We start from the raw sequence: 17,103 nt of genomic DNA, 5'->3' as shown, positions 1-17,103 counted from the left end.
AAGCAAAGGAATGCAGCATGGAAGGAGCTTACCCTCACCTTTCTTTTTCCAAAGAAGTACCGTTAACTCCACGAAGATCTCGTAATGGTTTCGGTTCCACAATTGAACGTGATAACCCTAAAGAGCATGCTAAGAATCTACAGGAACAAATAGCAACCTTCCAAAAGGTCATATCATCACAACTGGGTGGCAGTGAATCTCGTAATCTTATTCAAATAAAATTGATTGAGAAAATGAGCTTTGAAGAAATTACAAAGCACGGTATTTCTATTGTCGGTCAAGAAGATCAAACGATTTACATTGCTTTTGCTGATGAACAGCAACTACATGAATTTAACGAACGCCTATCTAAGCTTGTTGATGGTGAACACGTTACATACGCGAACTTGTTATTTGCTATTGATAAAATTGATGCCTGGAGTGCTGAAGATAGAAAAAGCTGGGCAATAAAACATTTTGGATTCCCTTCTGAGGATACCTTCCGAGTCGATGTTGAGTTATGGCCATTGGGCTATGTGGGTAGCGCAGAGCGGAATAGTGTTGTTGACGACTTTGTATCGTGGTTATCTTCTGAGAGCATTCAGTGTTTAGATAAGGTTAACCGAGACAGTTTAGTGATGTTCCGTGTTAATGTTAATTTAAAGCAAGCTCAAGACTTATTGTTGCACAAAGATATACGTCAAGTAGATCTACCACCTAAAACAGGAGTAGATTTTTCCCAATTGAATGTCGATATGAACATTCTTCCCCCTAAACTTAACAACCTAACCGAATCAGCAAGCAAAATTTGCGTATTGGATAGTGGTATCAATGCTAACCATGTCCTGCTGCAAGGTGCTGTTGGTGATGCCCAGAGTTTTATTGAAGGTGAAGATGAATTTGATTATGTCGGCCACGGAACGGCTGTGGCTGGTGTTGCTTTGTTTGGTGATTTGGAAGAGCGAATAGAAGCGAATGACTGGACTCGAGAGCTGTGGCTTTTAAGCGGAAAAGTTCTGACTAAAAACCAATATGGGGAAACAGAGTTTGATACAAAAACTATTGAAACAACATTGATTGATGCAATCACGTATTTTCATAGTGAGTATGGATGTCGAATTTTTAATTTATCCCTTGGTAACCAGAATGCTCCGTACCAACATACTCATGTATCAGGTATGGCCGTTATCTTAGATGAACTGGCTCGGGAGCTTGATATATTAATTGTTGTGTCAGCAGGAAACTTTAGCGGCTCTGAGAGGATAAATAACTGGCGAGAAGATTATCCGCATTATCTTCTATCTGATGATGCTGCATTAATAGATCCCGCGCCGGCGGTGAATGTAATAACTGTAGGAGCCTATGCTAAACATACTGCTACTTATAATGAGCGTCGCTTTCAGCAGCAAGGTGATATCAATGAGTTGCATGTTGCGAATGAAGGCCAAATTTCTCCATTTTCCCGAAGTAGTCAAAGTGACAAAGCTCCGCTGAAGCCTGACTTACTTGCTCATGGTGGAAATTTTGCAATATCAGCACGATTAGATAATCAAGGTTGGAAGCCAATATCAAAACACCTTGGCGTAGTGACGCTAAACTATCGCCCACAGGGAAATACATTGTTGAGTGAATATAGTGGGACTAGCTTTTCAGCGCCATATATCACTCACTTAGCAGGAAGGATTTTAAATAACTACCCAGATTCGTCTGCGAATTTGCTTCGGGCTCTTTTGGCTAATCATGCTCATGTAACACAAGAAATATCTTCCTCTTTTAAGGAAAAAGAACACGTAAAACGTGTTGCAGGCTATGGCATTGTTGATGAGGAAAGCTTATTTAGGTCATCCGAAGAGCATGTGGTTTTAATCAGTGAAGAAGAAATTGAAAATGACAAGCATCAGTTTTTTGAGCTGCCAATTCCTGATGATTATTTTCGAAAAGGGAAAGCGACCAGAACTATTACAGTTAGTCTTGCTTACAGCCCTTCAGTCCGTACTACTCGATTAGAATATCTTGCAACCAAGATTAAATATCACTTAGTTCATGGTGATTCATTAGATTCTGTAGCGAAGTCATTTAACAATGATAATAAGAAAACCATAAAAGCTATTCCCGAATGCGACAGTTCTAAGAGAAATCTCACCCAAGATGACAGAAGCCGAGGTACGCTTCAATCTAGCACTTGGACTTATAATCAATTTAATAAACCAAGAAAGTTGTTCCTCGTAGTAACACGTCAAGATTTACCGTGGGCAACTAACCAAGTAAAAGAGAAAGAAAGTTACGCGTTAGCTATATCTATCACTGATAGAGAAAACGAAGAAGCTAGGCTATACCAACAAATTTCTGAAAAACTTCAAGCTAGAGAGAAAGCTAGAGCTAGGGCAAAGCTTGGTTAGGCTGTTGTAGTTGAGTACATAGCTTTTGGTATGTTGGCTAACTTATGTATTACTATTAATTTATTGGTTACTGTGTATAAGTCACCTTTTACATATATCGATTCGTGTTAATATTGACCGATAAAACCAGAACAATCTGCTTTATGGCTTTTTAACCCGACAAAGCGAGGACTATAAAAGAAATGTTTGGATTATGCTTCAATGGAAACTGAGGTTAACTAGTGAGAACGATATGGCAGAAGTTTTTGGATAGAGTTATTCATTATTTGAAAGAGTGTATATCTAGCGTATGAGGAAAATATTGTAGTGGTGTTGATATGACGACGCTGGCCCTGTCCCCAAAACCTCAAGAGAGTATTATAAGCCTCATTTTTCGCATTAATATGGTGTTTAAACCCGGTAAGATGCCTCGACTTATTGATAAGAAAGGTAGATTCTCAAAATACATATCATTGACTCCAGAATTTCAAGCGATCTTTTGGGAATACACTGATGCTCAAATGTTTAATTTGCTGATTAGCGATGGAATTATCAAGCGCAACCCAAAGGACTTCCTTAAAAGCCCTGTTGATTATACGGTAGGTATAAGAGATTTCTTACAAGGGAAAAGGGTTAAGGTTGGTATTTCATCGGATGTACACTACTGTGCCAGTTGTATTAGAGAGTCCATCGAAAAATACGGGTTTGCTTATTTAAAGAGGATCTGGACGACGTACCTATCGAACGATGATTGTTGCGAGCACAAAGAGCCGTTATACAAAATTACGAGTGATAATAGAAAGGATACTTTACAAGCTATTGAAACAGTTTTGGGTGGCCGACGTTCTAAATTTTGTAAAAGCCTAAGAGATTTTTCCTACTATCGACCATATCGTGAAATTGAATACACAGCCCTTCCCACTACAGCCGGTTCAATAAAAGAACTTCCACATATCGCCCCATGCCTCGAAAAAAGGCTAAAAGCTTGGTTATTAAGGGAAGGACATACTTTTCCTAGCAGCTTGATTGAAGACGTAAGATTAGCTGATCATGACTCTTTAATCCGAAGTATGAAAAGTCATGTTTTCAGAGATTTTGTTTTTAATAAAGCTTATCGCGCACTCCATGAATCAGAATACGTAGACTTTCATGATTTCTGGGAGCGTCATAGTGTCATTCAGTCATTTTTCTGCGGGGTTATCAAAAAGCAGGGGCTACAAGGGAAAATAGCTAAGTTACGAAGTGAAAATTGTTCAAAATGCCTTGAGAGTTTCTGCCCTGCAAACCAGATTATCTTATTTCCTCGCTTTAGTTTTTCAAATCAGCTTAATTCGTTCGATTATAAATGTGTGGGGAAGAGAGTTAGAGTTTTCTGAGTGAGCATTATCTATACCCGTGATCATTGAAGATGCTTGATTTTCAATAGAATCAAGATCATGCTACGAACCATGAAAATTACACTGACTCCTCAACAGAAACTGCAACTCGAACAAATGCACGACATTGAACGTGATAGTCGAGTTTGCGACCGTATTAAGGTTGTTTTGCTGGCTTCTGAAGGCTGGAGTCAGACTATGATTTCACAAGCTCTTCGTATTCATGAATCGACCGTAGCACGTCACCTCAGTGACTACGTACTTTCTGAAAAACTTAAGCCTGAGAATGGAGGAAGCCAAAGCAAGCTTTCTGCTATTCAAACCATGCACCTAATCGAACATTTGACTGAGAAAACCTATCCTCATACTCATCAAATTGTCGCCTATGTTAAATAGACGTTTGGGCTTGATTATACTGTTTCTGGTATGAACAAATGGCTTCACCATAATGGTTTTAGCTACAAGCAACCGAAAGGCATACCACACAAGTTTGATGAAGCAAAACAGCAAGCATTCATAGAGGCGTATGAAGCGCTAAAGGCAAGCTGTGGCGAGGATGAATCGATAGTCTTTATCGATGCAGTTCACCCAACACTATCAACAAAGATATCGCATGGCTGGATACGTACTGGTCAGGATAAAGTGATTGAAACAACGGGTAATCGTAGCCGATTGAACATTATTGGCGCACTGAACCTGTCGGATATTGGTGCAACCATTGTTCACGACTATGAGAGCAAGCATTAACAGTGAAACGATTGTTCGATTTTTCTGTAAGTTAAGAGAGAGTTATCCGTTAGCTCATAAGCTTCATATCATCTTAGATGGTGCGGGATATCACCGCAGTGACTTAGTCAAAGATGCGGCGTTTGTCCTGAATATTGAACTGTATTATCTTCCACCTTACAGTCCAAACCTCAACCCAATAGAGCGACTATGGAAAATAATGAATGAGAAGTCGAGGAACAACGTTTACTTCAAAAGAAAACGGGACTTCAAGGCGGCAATAGACCAATTTTTTGCTGTGATTCTTCCAGAGATCACAGCTCTTTGACATCTCGAGTTAATGATAATTTTCAGGTTCTCAAGCCTGCATCTTCAAGTTGATTCGGTATAAACCATAAAATCTTGCGAATTTTGGTAACAGTTGACTGTAAATCGATACTACGTGGTGAAGGCAGAAAACTCTAATTATGGGAGGCTTACACCTCTATTGGGGCGTGCGCTTTGAGCGAATGGTGCTCCCTAGCTTTTCCGTGCTGAATTCGGTATTCCAATCAGGCATAGGTAGGTTGTACCTTTACTATCTTACGTTTCTCATAAGTATCTTTTAATGCACTTTTGTAGTGACTGTATAAGAAATTGTCTATAAGTGTAATTTAAGTTACTTATGGCTTGCTAGTTGCGTGCTTGTTCCAACTAGTAGCAAGTGCGTATTTCGGTGATTGCGAACGCTCGTTTCGGTTTATTCCGAACACTTGAACCTGCCGTTTTTCTCTCTACCTATTTTTACTCTAAGTGATCGGATTGCGCCAGTTTTCTCATTGACTCACCTCCCAGTTCTATTCGATGACTATTGCGCTTCTGTTTTGGTAACGATCCTCAAGCACTTCTAACAAGTGACCTGCATGCTCTTGAGTCAGTTTTTCCATCCCGCAGTCGTCGAGGATCAGTAGACCTTTCTTAGCCAACGATTGAAGTTGCTTTTGATAGCTACCATCCAGACGGCCTGCGGTCAGATCATCAAGCAAGTTTCAAACGTTAATGTCCACCGATAATTAGTGGCAAGCTGGTTTTGCTACACTAGAGTAATCGGGATCATAAAACCACCATGTGAATAGAATAAGGACTGAGCAACAATGAAAGTTAAAATTGAGAAGACCTGCGATGGTGAGGCTTTCTTCAACATTCCAGAAATACTGCAAAAAGAATTGCAATGGGAAGAAGGCGATCAAATCGAATGGCTCGACAATAACGATGGTTCATGGACTTTGCGCAAAGTTGAACTTGAGGATGATACCCAGTCGAAGTCTATAGAGTACATTCTTTCACAACATCCTACTTTAAAAGAGCAAATGGAGGATATGTTTGAGGACTCTGGTTTGAGAGCAGAATGGTTAACTTCCGCAATTCCAGCGCTATCTGGTCTAACTCCGCTAGAAGTTGTGCTTAAAGGTGATTTAAAACGCGTTTTAGATGTATTAAATCGTATCAAGTATGGTGATTTTTCTTGAGATGCTTTTATCTCAAAATATCTGGTTGATATGTTGAGCCATTGGCCATCTCTTTCCGGATGAAGCCTACTTTGCAAGGCAGAGATACCTACATGGGCAGTAACTAACACGCTTGTACCCAATCATAGTGTATCTAAGGACCTATATCGCAGAACCAAACAGACCAACTTTCCCTGCTATGTCAGAAAAGTGGCTTTGTGACAATCGGTAGGTTTCCATTTAAGCCGTATATCCGTACTTCAACTTATTGATCTCTTCTGTTACCAGAATGATACCGGTTATTGTGTCACAGAATGAAAGTGGTGTTTTGTTTTCAAACACCAAACTGGGTTTATTTAACCAGCGTAATGTCGCATCACGATCACCAAAATACTCATTTGCTTGTTTGACCATATCTGCAAGCATAAGAGCATGTTCACTGGCTGTTGGGCTTAGCGTTGCGTTTGGTTCTTTCATTTTTCGCTGGAGAGTACGCAGATTAACGCCAATAATTCTCGCGTAATCTGTCTTAGTCAGACCAAGAGTTAACATTCCTCTATCCAGCATTTCAACAGGAAGCCCTTGACGAATAATTTTTAGACTATCGATTACGCTCTGAGATTTGCGCTTTTCACCTCCGAGCATTTCATAAGCAGCACTGAACATTAAAGTACCTCCGAATCTAACTACACTTACACAATAGGCGTAATTAGATTATTTTAACACGGAAATATGTCGAGGCTTGCTAGTTGCCTACATACTCTTTCCAATTAGTGGCAAGCTGGTCTTGCTACACTAGAACTAATCCAAGTATCGTATTGCTGTATATGTTATAAACGAAAATGGTTCATGAAAAACAGTTACAACTGATGAATTGATAGGGTTGTTAGCTAGTACGAACTAGCGCGTCGGCACAACACATGAGAGGACTAGAGTGTTGTTTCTAAGTATAATATTCGCATTGAGTTTAGCTATTGGTGCTTTTACTCTCTATTCTGAAAACGTTCACATTTGGCTCTCGAAACATATGGATGAATATGAAAAAGAGCTAGAGAAAAACAATCCAGAAGAGCTAAAAAAGCTGAAGAAAAAATACCAGCGTTAACAACCAGTCACCTGATTCAACCGTAAATGAGGTTAAATTTACGGTTATTACTCCTACCTACTAACTCAAGCTCTGGGAAAATACAAAGACAGGCAATACTAGTGGTTGGATGTCATTTTTTACCATATGTGGACGCCCCGTTTGTTTCAATTGCAGATAGCGTCCAGAGGTGTGCCCAAAAAGTTCACAGCAAACTCACCTTTACCCCAAAAGCTTCTTAGAGATCGAACAGTCTTTAGTCTCTCGTTCTGGACGTCACGAGTCGAAGTGAAGTTAGAAAAAGATAAGTGATACATGGGATCATAATAAGTGCCACCCTGGTGCGTTCAGTTTGAGAGCGGTGAGCTCATATTCGAACGTTTCCGAGCGAAAAGTTGGGATGCGCCACCAGAGTCATTCTGGTGGTAGCGTTAGTTAGTTGAGTGACACAATACCCAACTCGTCGCTGACCAAGTCATTTAGCGCTGCATCGCATCGGTGATCTAAGACAAGGACTTCTTGCTCAAGCCAGCGCTGCACATCACTAAGTCCCGGTAGGCTTAAGGATGGGGCGTCAAGCCAGCCACGCTTACTTGTGCCAATCATCTCACGACTGCGCTGCGCCGCCTGATCCTGCCAGTAACCGGGAAGCCAAATGCGTGCAGGACGTCCCAGCTTGTTCGCCATCGTTTGGACAATCGATAGGCCATTCGGGTCATAATCAGGAAAGGCCACCCAAGGTACGGTGGCGGGTAGGGATGCCAGTAGCTCTGTGTGGGTAAGATTAAGGCCAGGTACATACAGCAGAACAAGCCCCTCAACCAAAGGCAGATCGACAAAAGCGCCAAGATTTTCAACTGTCATGATGAGTTTGATGTCCGCAAAAGAGAGCCTGTGCTTTTCACGCCACAAGCGCTCAGGGATAGTGCACTCTGAGCGTGCCTCTGTTTCGTCATCGACCGATTGTTGCCAGCTTGGGTAGGTGACGGTCAATCCAGTCTTGCTGCTTCGCACTCTGATCACTTCATCGCTTGTCACGGCTTGCGTTGGAAGGAGCGGCTCGCTTCGGCCAGACTTGCTGTCTCCTCGCCAGGCCGCAGCACATTTGTGATGAACGAGTTCAGTATTACGTACGATAGCACCGCGCGCCTTAGTTACATGCCCCTCCTCTAGGCCGATTTGTTGGCGCAATTGGGCAAGTCTCTCTGGGTTGTCTAGGTGCCACAGTCGTCCTGCGCAATGGGCGATGCGCAGCGACTTGAGATGGGCGAGAAGTGGCCCATCTTTTTGCCGTTCAATGACTTTTTTATTGGTGGCAAGTCGGGTCAGTACTTCGACTACTTGCGTGCGCGGCAGACCCAACTTTTGCAATAAATCGCTACTCATACTAAGACTTGCCTAGGATGCCGTTTAGCACGTACTCACTGTCGACGGTGAGCTCGGTGCTGTCTTGCAGCCCGGTGATCTGTACCCAAGAGCGGGCTTCATCGTCTTGACTTGGATTATCAAGATTGACGCCATCAGGCCAAACGCGCACCAACTGATACCCCAGTCCGGTGATTTTACCCAGCGTTTCAGGCGCGGCCATCAAAAGTTGAACCCCGCAGCGGCGGCAGAGCTCGGCAACCGTGGCTTGGCTTTGCGCATCGAGTCGGCTCACCTCATCCATGACTAAAGGGATTGCAAATGGCTTCTTCCCATGACCTGCGCTTCCCCAGTGCTTGATGATGCTGATCAAAACAACAAGACCTGATCCAAGACGTTCGCCAGTCGATAATTGAGAGCCCTCAAGATCTTCATATTCATTGCGCCCACGTCGGCGGATCTGCGTCTTAACCCTTAAGTAATTACGGTGATCGAGCAGCTTCTCGCCCTTGATTTCACCGGCCGTGGTTCGGTGGAAAAGGTCGGACAATGCTTCTTCGACTGTGCTGGCGTCGGCAAATAGGTCGTCCATGATTTGCGAGCCTTGTCGAAGCGCTTCGAGCACTTTATCGAATTTCGGCACATAGTCGGTGACAAGGCGTACTTCCGCAACTTGGCCAAAGCCGATGCCATTCAATTGAGCGCTGAGCTTGCGAACCGCGCGCTGCTCATCGGTTATGCGTTTCGCAATGGCATCCCCCAGTTCGCTACGCTTGGTTTGGAACATCTCCTCAACGTTATCAAGAGATTTTCGGGCCATTCGGCACGCCTTGTCCAAATCCATAAGCATTTCCTGAGGATCGCCGCTCTGGATAAGGTCTTGACGTATGCGTCGCTTAAGTAGGCTAACGGCTTCGCAGTAAAGATGTGATAGCGCGGCAAGATCAGTGCCGGTGAGTGTTTGTCCAAATGCCAGCATGGGATCGGTAACAGGTATTCCGTAGTCTTGCGCACAGCCGTTGACTTTGCTGATTAAGCTGCGTGCTTCCTGAAATGCGGTGTCGCTTTGGTTGATGGCGTCAAGTTCGAGCATGGAAGTCATTGCGTCTTTTAGGACGGCGGTGGTTCCATCATCTGAGATCACGCCCATTACCGATTGGCGCTCGGTTACGGCTTTCTCGTGATGGGCTCTCGCTTGCGCTTCTTTTTGTAGGTTTAGGTCAGCGTCACTGCGTTTTTGTTGATGGTGCTCCTTGGCTTTGGAGAGCGATTCACTGTGCGTATCGGCTTTGCGCTGCGCTGATTTATACTCATCCTCAAGCCTAGACTTCTTTTCTTGCAAGCGCTTTTCGAGACCAGGTGAGTAGTCAATGCCAATGTCCTTTAGAGCGACCTCAACGCGCCCTAACTCAGACTCAAGGTGATTAAGTTTGGCGCTCACTTCGATACTGCGCTTCTGCGCGCTATCGCGTGCAGTTTCCGCCTCGCCTTTGTTGCACTCAAGCTGCATGGCTTGGCTTTCGATCTGCTTGGCTTGCTCTTTCAAGGCGTCCTGTTTATGGCTGGTGTCTCCCAGTAAGGCTTTCGCTTGGGAGTACGTTTTACCAAGGTGGAATCGCACCTTATGGAGTGTCTCCATGCTCCTGAGTTGGTCGCTGGCGGCTTCATAGCGCGCTTGCTCATCGAGTACTTGTTTCTCAAGTGATAGAGGATCGTTAGGATAGGGCTGTTGTAGGAGTTTCCATTCGGTATCAATGTTTTTAAACAAGGGTGAAAACTGGTTGATCTCTAGCTGCGCTTCCGTGCAACGTGCGATAGCCGCTTCACTCACGGTAATGTCTGCTGCGATGTCGCGATACAGGCTGTGGGCAAACGGCTCACACTGCGTCAATATTGATAGGCTATGTTTGACCGCATCCTCTGTATTGCAAAGCGACTGATGTTCCATTTTGGCTTGTGAAAGGGCGCGCTCGATGTCTTTGATCTTCGTTTTTGCTGCGTCTAGATCGGGTTCGTTAGCAAAAGCGACAGTGGCTTTCGGTTGAGCCATTCGCAACGCTTCAATGTGTTGTGTCAGGGTAGTGTGCGCATCGGTAGCATCACTGCGATCGGATTCGTGGCGTTCAATCTGAGACTCTAGGCGGGTGATGAGCGCTTCTCGCGCTTTATCTCCCAGCACTGGAGCATCACGAAGTTGACTGATGCGAAGCCCCTCGCCTGACGTTAATACGCACCAAGGCGCTTCGGTGCTTTCATCAGCGCCAATAAACGTCGCGGTGATATCTTCAAACAGTTCTTTGTCTTCAAAGGATTCATTCCATTGAGAAATCGGGCGTCCGCTTGGGATAAGTACCAAGTCTTCCAACGGCCAATCATCACCATAGGTCGCTAGTAAGGTACGCGAGGCTGTGTGAGGATCTTCCACCAAAATGCCGTTCATCAGGCTCCCAAGGGCGGCTTCCATGTAGCGCGCATCTTCAGGGTCGATGTCGTTAAACAGATCGCAAATAGGGAGCCCATCAACGTCTGAGGCTAGGGTTCGAAGCAGTTCAAGGTGACTCGAGTCGCGGTCTCTTAAGATCTGAAGATCAGCACTGAATTTCAAAATAGCGGCGCTGTGCTCGGTGATAGTTTCGGTTAGGGCATCGTTTTCTATTCGAAGAGTTTTTTGTAGTTCGAGGCAATCGTTGCCTGTCCAACTTGCTTGATCAGGGTAAGCTTGGGTCAAAAGACGAACTTGAGGCTGCAGTTGTGACCAGGTTTCGTGCTTGGCTTCGGTCTGCACCAGCTCAATGTTCAGTCGTTGTTGCTGCTTTAGCAGCTCGTCGCATTGGGTTTTGGCTGCGACTACGTTCTGACCGGCGTCGTCGACTTTCTGGCGATACAGCGTGACGGCCTGCATGAAGGTAGGGACGCTATCGGGTTGGTTTTCCAGTTCAGTAGATGTGAGTAAAGTCCGATATTTTTGTTGGGTTTCAAGCTCGATATTTAAGGCTTGAAGTTTCTCTTTCTCATACGGCTCGTTGGCTGCGATCAGTTGGCTCTCTTGGAGGTGGCGTTTTTTCGCCTGCACCCAGTCTTGAAGGTTATTAGGATCAACTGTTTCTCCAATAATTGAAAGCTGCTTACTGAACTGATGATACGTTTCACGGATCTCGTTCATCTGTTGCAGTTGACGCTCAAGCTCGTTGAGGTTTTGTCCGCATTGGGTTTTAGTTGCGGCCAAGGCCTGCATAGGGTCTTGTAAGTTGTCTGGGTCTACATGGCCATGAAAGGCTTCAACAGCTTTGAGTTGGCGGCACGCAAACTCATATTTTCCAGCGCGCTCTGATGTGATCTCAAACGCTTTGACCGCATCGGCTAATTGCTGTTGCGTTTCTGCAAGATCTTGCTGGGCTTGGCTGAGTGCCTCGGACGCACGTTGGTAGTCTTGCTGCGCATTTTGATGCGCGTTTTTTGCCAGCTCAGCTTCCGGTGTAAGGGTGTTGAGATCTTCTTTGAATCGTTCGCGACGTGCGAACTCATCAGCCGCAACCATAGCTAATCGCAATCGCTCTTCGGTTTTCTTGCGCTTTTGTTCGAGTGTATCGCGGGTTTGTCGCAGTTGCTCTAGCTCAGTCCCTAATTTTTTTACTGTCGCTTGCGCCTTGTCGAGTGCCTCATTGGCTGCAATGCGCGCTTCTTGTGCTGATTCGAGCTGCTCATCGGCCAAAATCAGTTGTTTTTCCGCCACTGCCCAGCCGAAGGATGAGGCCTTTGTAGCATGCTCTAAAAGCTGCTTAAAAAAGGTGTAATCCTTTGAATTTTTCGAGAGCTCAATGCGCGTTTGACGCACCACTCGCATGGAGTCTTGCAGAACATCCACAACCCCTTTTATGTTACCTCGGCTATGCGACATCAAGTAGCTGCTCAAATTGCGCTCGATATTGGAATCAAGCCGGCCGCTCATTGCGCTGTGGAACACCTGCGCATAATTGGCCTTGTCCTTGTCCTTTTGCAATGGCTTGGGCAAGATCCCGTCATTAAAGAGATCGAGCAAGTACCCCTCGACGCTCTCGTAAGTAGTTAACTCACAGCCAAGAGATGCAGCGGTATCCCGAACCATGTGAGGAGTTAGAGGCCGCCAGCTATGGCCTTCTTGCAGGGCAAGACAAGACATGGGCTCAACGCCTTTGGGTAGAACCAAGCGCATACGGGTCATCTCAATGTTGATGCCACTGGATTTTTTTGCGTGGATCAAATAAAGGTGCCTTTGCTGACTGCGGGTTTGCACCTCCAGTGCCACCATCGAAGGATTCCCCAGACGATGAAACATCTCACTATCAGCCAGTTTCTGAGTCTTTTGAAATGTATCTGATGTACCAAGAGAAACAAAGCGAATGTCCCCCATCAGGGCCAATTGGTAGGCACCTAGTATGGTGGTCTTGCCCGCGCCATTTTCGCCAAGCAGGCTGACTGTGTTGCCAAAGCTTGAATAAGCGCTTGGAGACAACAACTCTTGCAACTCTACGAGATCGAGCGTTCTCACTGTAATGCCATTCAGGTTCACAAGGCTTAAAGAACGCAATATTGGAAATGCCTTACTCATCGGTATCGTCCTCGTTATTGTCTAAATCAAAAAGGTCTAGGTTATCGGGCGAATCGTCTTTCACGCGTCTAGTCCAGTGCGGACGCTCAATCGTAAGATCATCCTCGGTGTCGGCTTGTGCTATGCTCGACACCAAATACCCAGCTCTGCTCAGTTCAATCAGTTTGTTGGGGATCTCGTCGGCGGTGACAATGCCTCTTAGCGGGTCGATAAAGCGATAGATGGCGGCAGTGGGCATGTACTGATTTGTGGCGGTGTCCATACGGATGAAGCTTTTACGATTGAGGTCTCGAATGCATTTCATCACCTCATCCCGAATTTTGACTTGGTCAAATTGGGTGCTGACGGTGGTAGATCGACGGCTACCAAAGAGATCTTTAATTCGATCTTCTGGCAGCTTTTCTATTAGTCGGTCAATCAAATGATCGACAGCGACCCAGTCTGAGCTTTCAAGCGATTGACGTAAATCCAACTGCATCGACACCATGGTAAGGCCAACGACCATGGACAGCTCACTCATGGTGCGGTGAGGCACGCCAGTTCGGCGCTGCATGTGACTGTAATAGACCTGTTCAGGTGAGCAGCGCAGTGTGATGTAGACGCTTGACAAATACGTTTTCAATGGCTCGTAAGCCGCGTTAACAAAGCTGTGGAGTGTGTCGTCTTCTGGGACGATATTAATGCCTGCACGCAGCATGGTGTCTACCTGTGAAAATAAGGGGTCTGCCATGACATCGAGGATCGATTCGTACGTTTTGGTTTCTTCATTCATGTGTCGCTCTCCGATGGGGCTCGGCCTTGAACCCATAGATTTTCAATAAAAATGTGGTTGCCTTCATCGATAGGCACCCATCCTGGGTGGATCAGTTCGCTTGGCATCGGTGCAATTGTGGTGATGGCTTTAAGAGTCAGCACGGCCAATCGATGGCGATCCGTTTCGTCAAAGCCATTGTCTTGGGGTTTTAAGATCCGGCTGAGAAGGTCGGCGAGATCTACTCGGTGATGTTTATTCAGAGCTTGCTCGGCAATTTGGTTGGCCAAATCAACCAACAAGTGTGTTGGGTTTTGTCTCACTACCCGCTCTTTTTCCATTTCAAGTACTGGCAGACTTTCATCGACCGGCGGTGGGGGTGCTGACCACTCACGCATGAGAAGGCATGGCTCTTGATACGGCAGTGCCAAGGCCCAAGAGTGGCCTTTGGTAGACTCAATGGCAGAATCAATAAGGTGCGCGAGGTTCGCATTCGGATCGATGGTGAGGCGCAGCCGGATACCTTGCATTACCCTATCGAGAAATGCGATAAGGTCAATCAGTGACATGTTGGCAAATTCGGATGTGCGCTCTAAAAATACCTCGATCTCTTCGAGGCTATTTCTTAATCGAATGGGCGCAGAGCGAAGCACTGCGGTTTGCTGTAGCGTGGCGAGGTTCATTATTACCTGATCCACACCCGTAAAGATTATGGTTTTCAAATCATTGATTTGGTGCATCAGTTCATCGGCGACATTCAAGAGTGCAGACATGTCATCAACAATGGAGGTATTGATCTGCTGTTTGATGATTTGCTGCTCGTTAGAGAACTGAGCGATGAGTAATTCTTGGTTCTTAGAAATCCCGCCAAGCAAATCCTGGAGGGTGGGCAGGTACGAGTGCACCGCCTCATACCAAGCTTCGGGCTCTTCGGTGTCTATGGTATTGACTTCACTGAGTAGCACCTCAATGCGTTTATATCGTTGACTGAGGCTCTCTTGTTGATCGAAGTTATCATTTTTAAAGTACGGTTTTAGCAGATCTTGCGCCAACTGGGTGAGGCGATATTGCGGGTTGTCATCGCGTATTGATGTCCCTGCAAACGTCATGATACGTTGTTCGACGCCCCATTTTAAAAAGTTGCTGACCCTAGACTCAGTGTGGCCTTCGTTGCGTCCAGCATAGGCATCGACATAGCGTACGACCGCTTGCACAGTCTCTTCATCAAAGCTTTGTTGTACGAGGTTGAGGCTATCATCGATGTCCCTTTCCCAAGCGTGCATGGCGGCCAAATATAGATACTGATCCGGATCAATATCAAGCCGAGCACCAGAAACCAATAAGTTATTTAGTAATTGGTTAAGAGAAGATGGCGCATTATCGGCTTCCCTAGCGTTTGTCTCCGAGAATGCGTCACCGATGGTTTGCGCACCCTCGTAGAGTGTCTGGCTTTGTGTCATGGTCTATTTCTACTCTGAAGTAATTTGCACGGTGTGAGCTAAAGCGCATTCTAAGGTGATGTATTCGAGACATTTTATCCGCACTTATTTGCATTAAGTGTAGATCTGCATATGGAACCGATCAAGTCATTATATCAAAATGATATATTAAAAGTGTAATTTTAGTATTTTATTCGTTTTAAAGCGACTCATGGTGTATAGTTCTGGTAGTCTAAGCAATGAATAAGTGGTTAGAGATGAGTTATGACGTTACATGCTGTAGGTAAGGATGGGGATGTGAGCACGCAGATAACCCCACGCCTTGAATATATTGATTTCAAGTTGTTCTTTACCGGTCGAGTAAGTCGAGCCGACTTAAACGCGGTGTTTGGGATCGCTGAGGCGGCGGCATCACGCGTGTTGACGCAGTACGCGACAATAAGGCCCAACAACAAAACACAAAAAACCAACACCATTCTTAGAGAGACATTTGTGCCTCTGTGCGCCTTTGACCCTGATGAGGCTCTAGGAATGTTGGCGAATGGGTTTAACCGATACTCTCGTCCTGTCGAGCCCGATGTGACGTCTGAGCTGATCGGGAGAATTCCTAATCAACTTAATCTGGAGAATGTGGCCAAGATCACCCGAGCCATATCGGGGCACTATGCCATTTCGTGCAACTACCTTTCCGAAAATAGTGATAACCATGACACGCGAATCTTAGTCCCTTTGGCGATTATGCACGATGGGACTAGCTGGTTGTTTCGTGCCTTTGATCGATCAGAAAGTTCAAAGCCGGCATTTAAGAACTTTCATTTTGCGCGAGTGCGAGCCGTCAAGGAAGAATTAGAGTCCAATGAAGCCAAACAAAAAAGCGGGGAGGTTCTATCTCAAGATACGCTGTGGAACCTTAGGCTCCCTCTCGTACTGACCCTGCATGAGAGTTTATCTCAAACTCAGCGCATACGGGTGATCACGGATTTTGGGATTGACGAAGGCAAAGAGGAACTTTACGTTACTGAGCGCGCGGCGTTTCGGTGGATCCTTGAGAAAAAGTGGTACATCGATGCTCGATCGCAGGCTCAGATAGATGAGGATAACCAAAAAGGCATACGGCGGTTTTATAAGTTTAAGCTGGCGAATTTAGCGACCATCGAGCAAATGGAAAACGCTTAGCGTTCGTCGTGTCATACGGATCATTTGTTGGAGAAAACGGAGGGAGTCGCTTTACCAAATTCGGCACTGAATGTCTGAACTGCGACTGCCTGTGAGAAAATTTGATTGTGGAATTGTAAAGCCTGGTCGTGCGCACCTGAATAGTAAAAAACGCGAGTTACTTTAGCTAGCGGATCCAGAACGTTTCACCTAAGCACTAAATACGACAACCTCTTACAAATTGCAGTGCTAAACAGCAGGGAGGGGGTAGCTGTATTCTTTGCCAGATAGGTCGCGCACTGAGCAGGTTGTGTATACGGCTGGCTCACACTAAACAAGAATGGAATATTTTGGTCAGTATAACGTCATGTTTTAGTACAGAAGTTGTTGCTATAAAGCAAGATGATCTGCGCCTGCAAAACTGGATACTGCATTAAGCACCTTTCCCATACATGAAGTTATCCGCATTTACCTAATTTAAGTGAGTACTGTAACATGCTTTTGCCCCATTCCTTGTTTCGAATGATTCAACACATCCATTACCAAAGCTTCATCTGACTTACTTTTCCTAATCCAACTATGTGACCAAATTCACTGTGCCACTACATTGAGATGATTAAAGACGTTCCAGTCATTATGCTCACCAGTCATGCTGATAAAGAGATGATCCAAGCCAGCGTCGAGTCTGGCGCCTCTGATTATGTCGTGAAACCGACCAGAGCCGATCTACTCTTAAAAAAATAGCCAAAGTTATAAACTAATAGATAGGTGGCTC

General features: G+C 45.3%; 10 protein-coding genes and 2 pseudogenes. 6 read left to right on the top strand and 6 right to left on the bottom strand.

The annotated features are described in order from the left end of the window. Positions 1–17 precede the first annotated feature (17 nt). The 3 genes and pseudogenes from NL646_RS20835 to NL646_RS20825 all read left to right on the top strand — a co-directional run bounded on the left by NL646_RS20835 (position 18) and on the right by NL646_RS20825 (position 4,840). Positions 18–2,378: a S8 family peptidase gene (locus tag NL646_RS20835; protein ID WP_253664639.1), complete on the top strand. Its 2,361-nt coding sequence runs from the start codon at positions 18–20 to the stop codon at positions 2,376–2,378. A 317-nt stretch (positions 2,379–2,695) separates the two neighbouring features. After that, on the top strand, positions 2,696–3,733 hold the full coding sequence (locus NL646_RS20830; RefSeq protein ID WP_253664638.1) for a hypothetical protein: 1,038 nt from the start codon (positions 2,696–2,698) through the stop codon (positions 3,731–3,733). 72 nt (positions 3,734–3,805) lie between these two features. Beyond that, a pseudogene (locus NL646_RS20825) lies at positions 3,806–4,840 on the top strand (IS630 family transposase). A gap of 402 nt (positions 4,841–5,242) precedes the next feature. Here the strand turns inward: NL646_RS20825 and NL646_RS20820 are convergent. Continuing rightward, positions 5,243–5,484, bottom strand: a pseudogene (locus NL646_RS20820) (ATP-binding protein); the annotation flags it as partial. A 108-nt stretch (positions 5,485–5,592) separates the two neighbouring features. Here NL646_RS20820 and NL646_RS20815 point away from each other — a divergent pair. Continuing rightward, complete coding sequence (locus NL646_RS20815) at positions 5,593–5,967, top strand: MbcA/ParS/Xre antitoxin family protein (RefSeq protein ID WP_143691660.1); 375 nt, start codon at positions 5,593–5,595, stop codon at positions 5,965–5,967. Positions 5,968–6,186: 219 nt separating this feature from the next. Here the strand turns inward: NL646_RS20815 and NL646_RS20810 are convergent, their stop codons facing one another. The 5 genes from NL646_RS20810 to NL646_RS20790 form a co-directional block, all read right to left on the bottom strand. Further along, positions 6,187–6,612 (bottom strand): antitoxin Xre/MbcA/ParS toxin-binding domain-containing protein, encoded by a 426-nt coding sequence (locus tag NL646_RS20810; protein ID WP_143691661.1) that lies wholly within the window; start codon positions 6,610–6,612, stop codon positions 6,187–6,189. An 853-nt stretch (positions 6,613–7,465) separates the two neighbouring features. Continuing rightward, on the bottom strand, positions 7,466–8,416 hold the full coding sequence (locus NL646_RS20805; RefSeq protein ID WP_130192983.1) for a hypothetical protein: 951 nt from the start codon (positions 8,414–8,416) through the stop codon (positions 7,466–7,468). Position 8,417: 1 nt separating this feature from the next. Continuing rightward, a complete protein-coding gene (gene mukB, locus NL646_RS20800; protein WP_253664637.1) occupies positions 8,418–12,983 on the bottom strand; it encodes a chromosome partition protein MukB in 4,566 nt (1,521 codons plus the stop codon). Continuing rightward, positions 12,976–13,755, bottom strand: coding sequence for a chromosome partition protein MukE (locus NL646_RS20795; protein WP_253664636.1), 780 nt, complete (start codon positions 13,753–13,755; stop codon positions 12,976–12,978). The genes mukB and NL646_RS20795 overlap by 8 nt, the downstream gene beginning before the upstream one ends. Next, positions 13,752–15,194, bottom strand: a complete 1,443-nt coding sequence (locus NL646_RS20790) for a hypothetical protein (protein ID WP_253664635.1) — start codon at positions 15,192–15,194, stop codon at positions 13,752–13,754. The genes NL646_RS20795 and NL646_RS20790 overlap by 4 nt, the downstream gene beginning before the upstream one ends. A 243-nt stretch (positions 15,195–15,437) precedes the next feature. Here NL646_RS20790 and NL646_RS20785 point away from each other — a divergent pair, with 243 nt between their 5' ends. Continuing rightward, entirely contained in the window at positions 15,438–16,349 is a 912-nt protein-coding gene (locus tag NL646_RS20785; protein WP_253664634.1) for a WYL domain-containing protein, read from the top strand. Positions 16,350–16,940: 591 nt separating this feature from the next. Beyond that, on the top strand, positions 16,941–17,072 hold the full coding sequence (locus NL646_RS23465) for a response regulator (RefSeq protein WP_367618113.1): 132 nt from the start codon (positions 16,941–16,943) through the stop codon (positions 17,070–17,072). The last annotated feature ends 31 nt before the right edge of the window (positions 17,073–17,103 follow it).

Source organism: Vibrio sp. Y20_XG_PY13 (assembly GCF_024181925.1).
Lineage (GTDB): Bacteria > Pseudomonadota > Gammaproteobacteria > Enterobacterales > Vibrionaceae > Vibrio > Vibrio parahaemolyticus.
Note: the sequence above shows the minus strand (reverse complement) of the source record. Positions and strands in the feature narration are given on the sequence as shown.

What these genes read in the sequence shown, in the direction of transcription:
- NL646_RS20835 (WP_253664639.1), top strand. Translation starts at nt 18, where the DNA reads ATGGAAGGAGCTTACCCTCACCTTTCTTTTTCCAAAGAAGTACCGTTA.
- NL646_RS20830 (WP_253664638.1), top strand. Translation starts at nt 2,696, where the DNA reads ATGACGACGCTGGCCCTGTCCCCAAAACCTCAAGAGAGTATTATAAGC.
- NL646_RS20815 (WP_143691660.1), top strand. Translation starts at nt 5,593, where the DNA reads ATGAAAGTTAAAATTGAGAAGACCTGCGATGGTGAGGCTTTCTTCAAC.
- NL646_RS20810 (WP_143691661.1), bottom strand. Translation starts at nt 6,612, where the DNA reads ATGTTCAGTGCTGCTTATGAAATGCTCGGAGGTGAAAAGCGCAAATCT.
- NL646_RS20805 (WP_130192983.1), bottom strand. Translation starts at nt 8,416, where the DNA reads ATGAGTAGCGATTTATTGCAAAAGTTGGGTCTGCCGCGCACGCAAGTA.
- mukB (WP_253664637.1), bottom strand. Translation starts at nt 12,983, where the DNA reads ATGAGTAAGGCATTTCCAATATTGCGTTCTTTAAGCCTTGTGAACCTG.
- NL646_RS20795 (WP_253664636.1), bottom strand. Translation starts at nt 13,755, where the DNA reads ATGAATGAAGAAACCAAAACGTACGAATCGATCCTCGATGTCATGGCA.
- NL646_RS20790 (WP_253664635.1), bottom strand. Translation starts at nt 15,194, where the DNA reads ATGACACAAAGCCAGACACTCTACGAGGGTGCGCAAACCATCGGTGAC.
- NL646_RS20785 (WP_253664634.1), top strand. Translation starts at nt 15,438, where the DNA reads ATGACGTTACATGCTGTAGGTAAGGATGGGGATGTGAGCACGCAGATA.
- NL646_RS23465 (WP_367618113.1), top strand. Translation starts at nt 16,941, where the DNA reads ATGATTAAAGACGTTCCAGTCATTATGCTCACCAGTCATGCTGATAAA.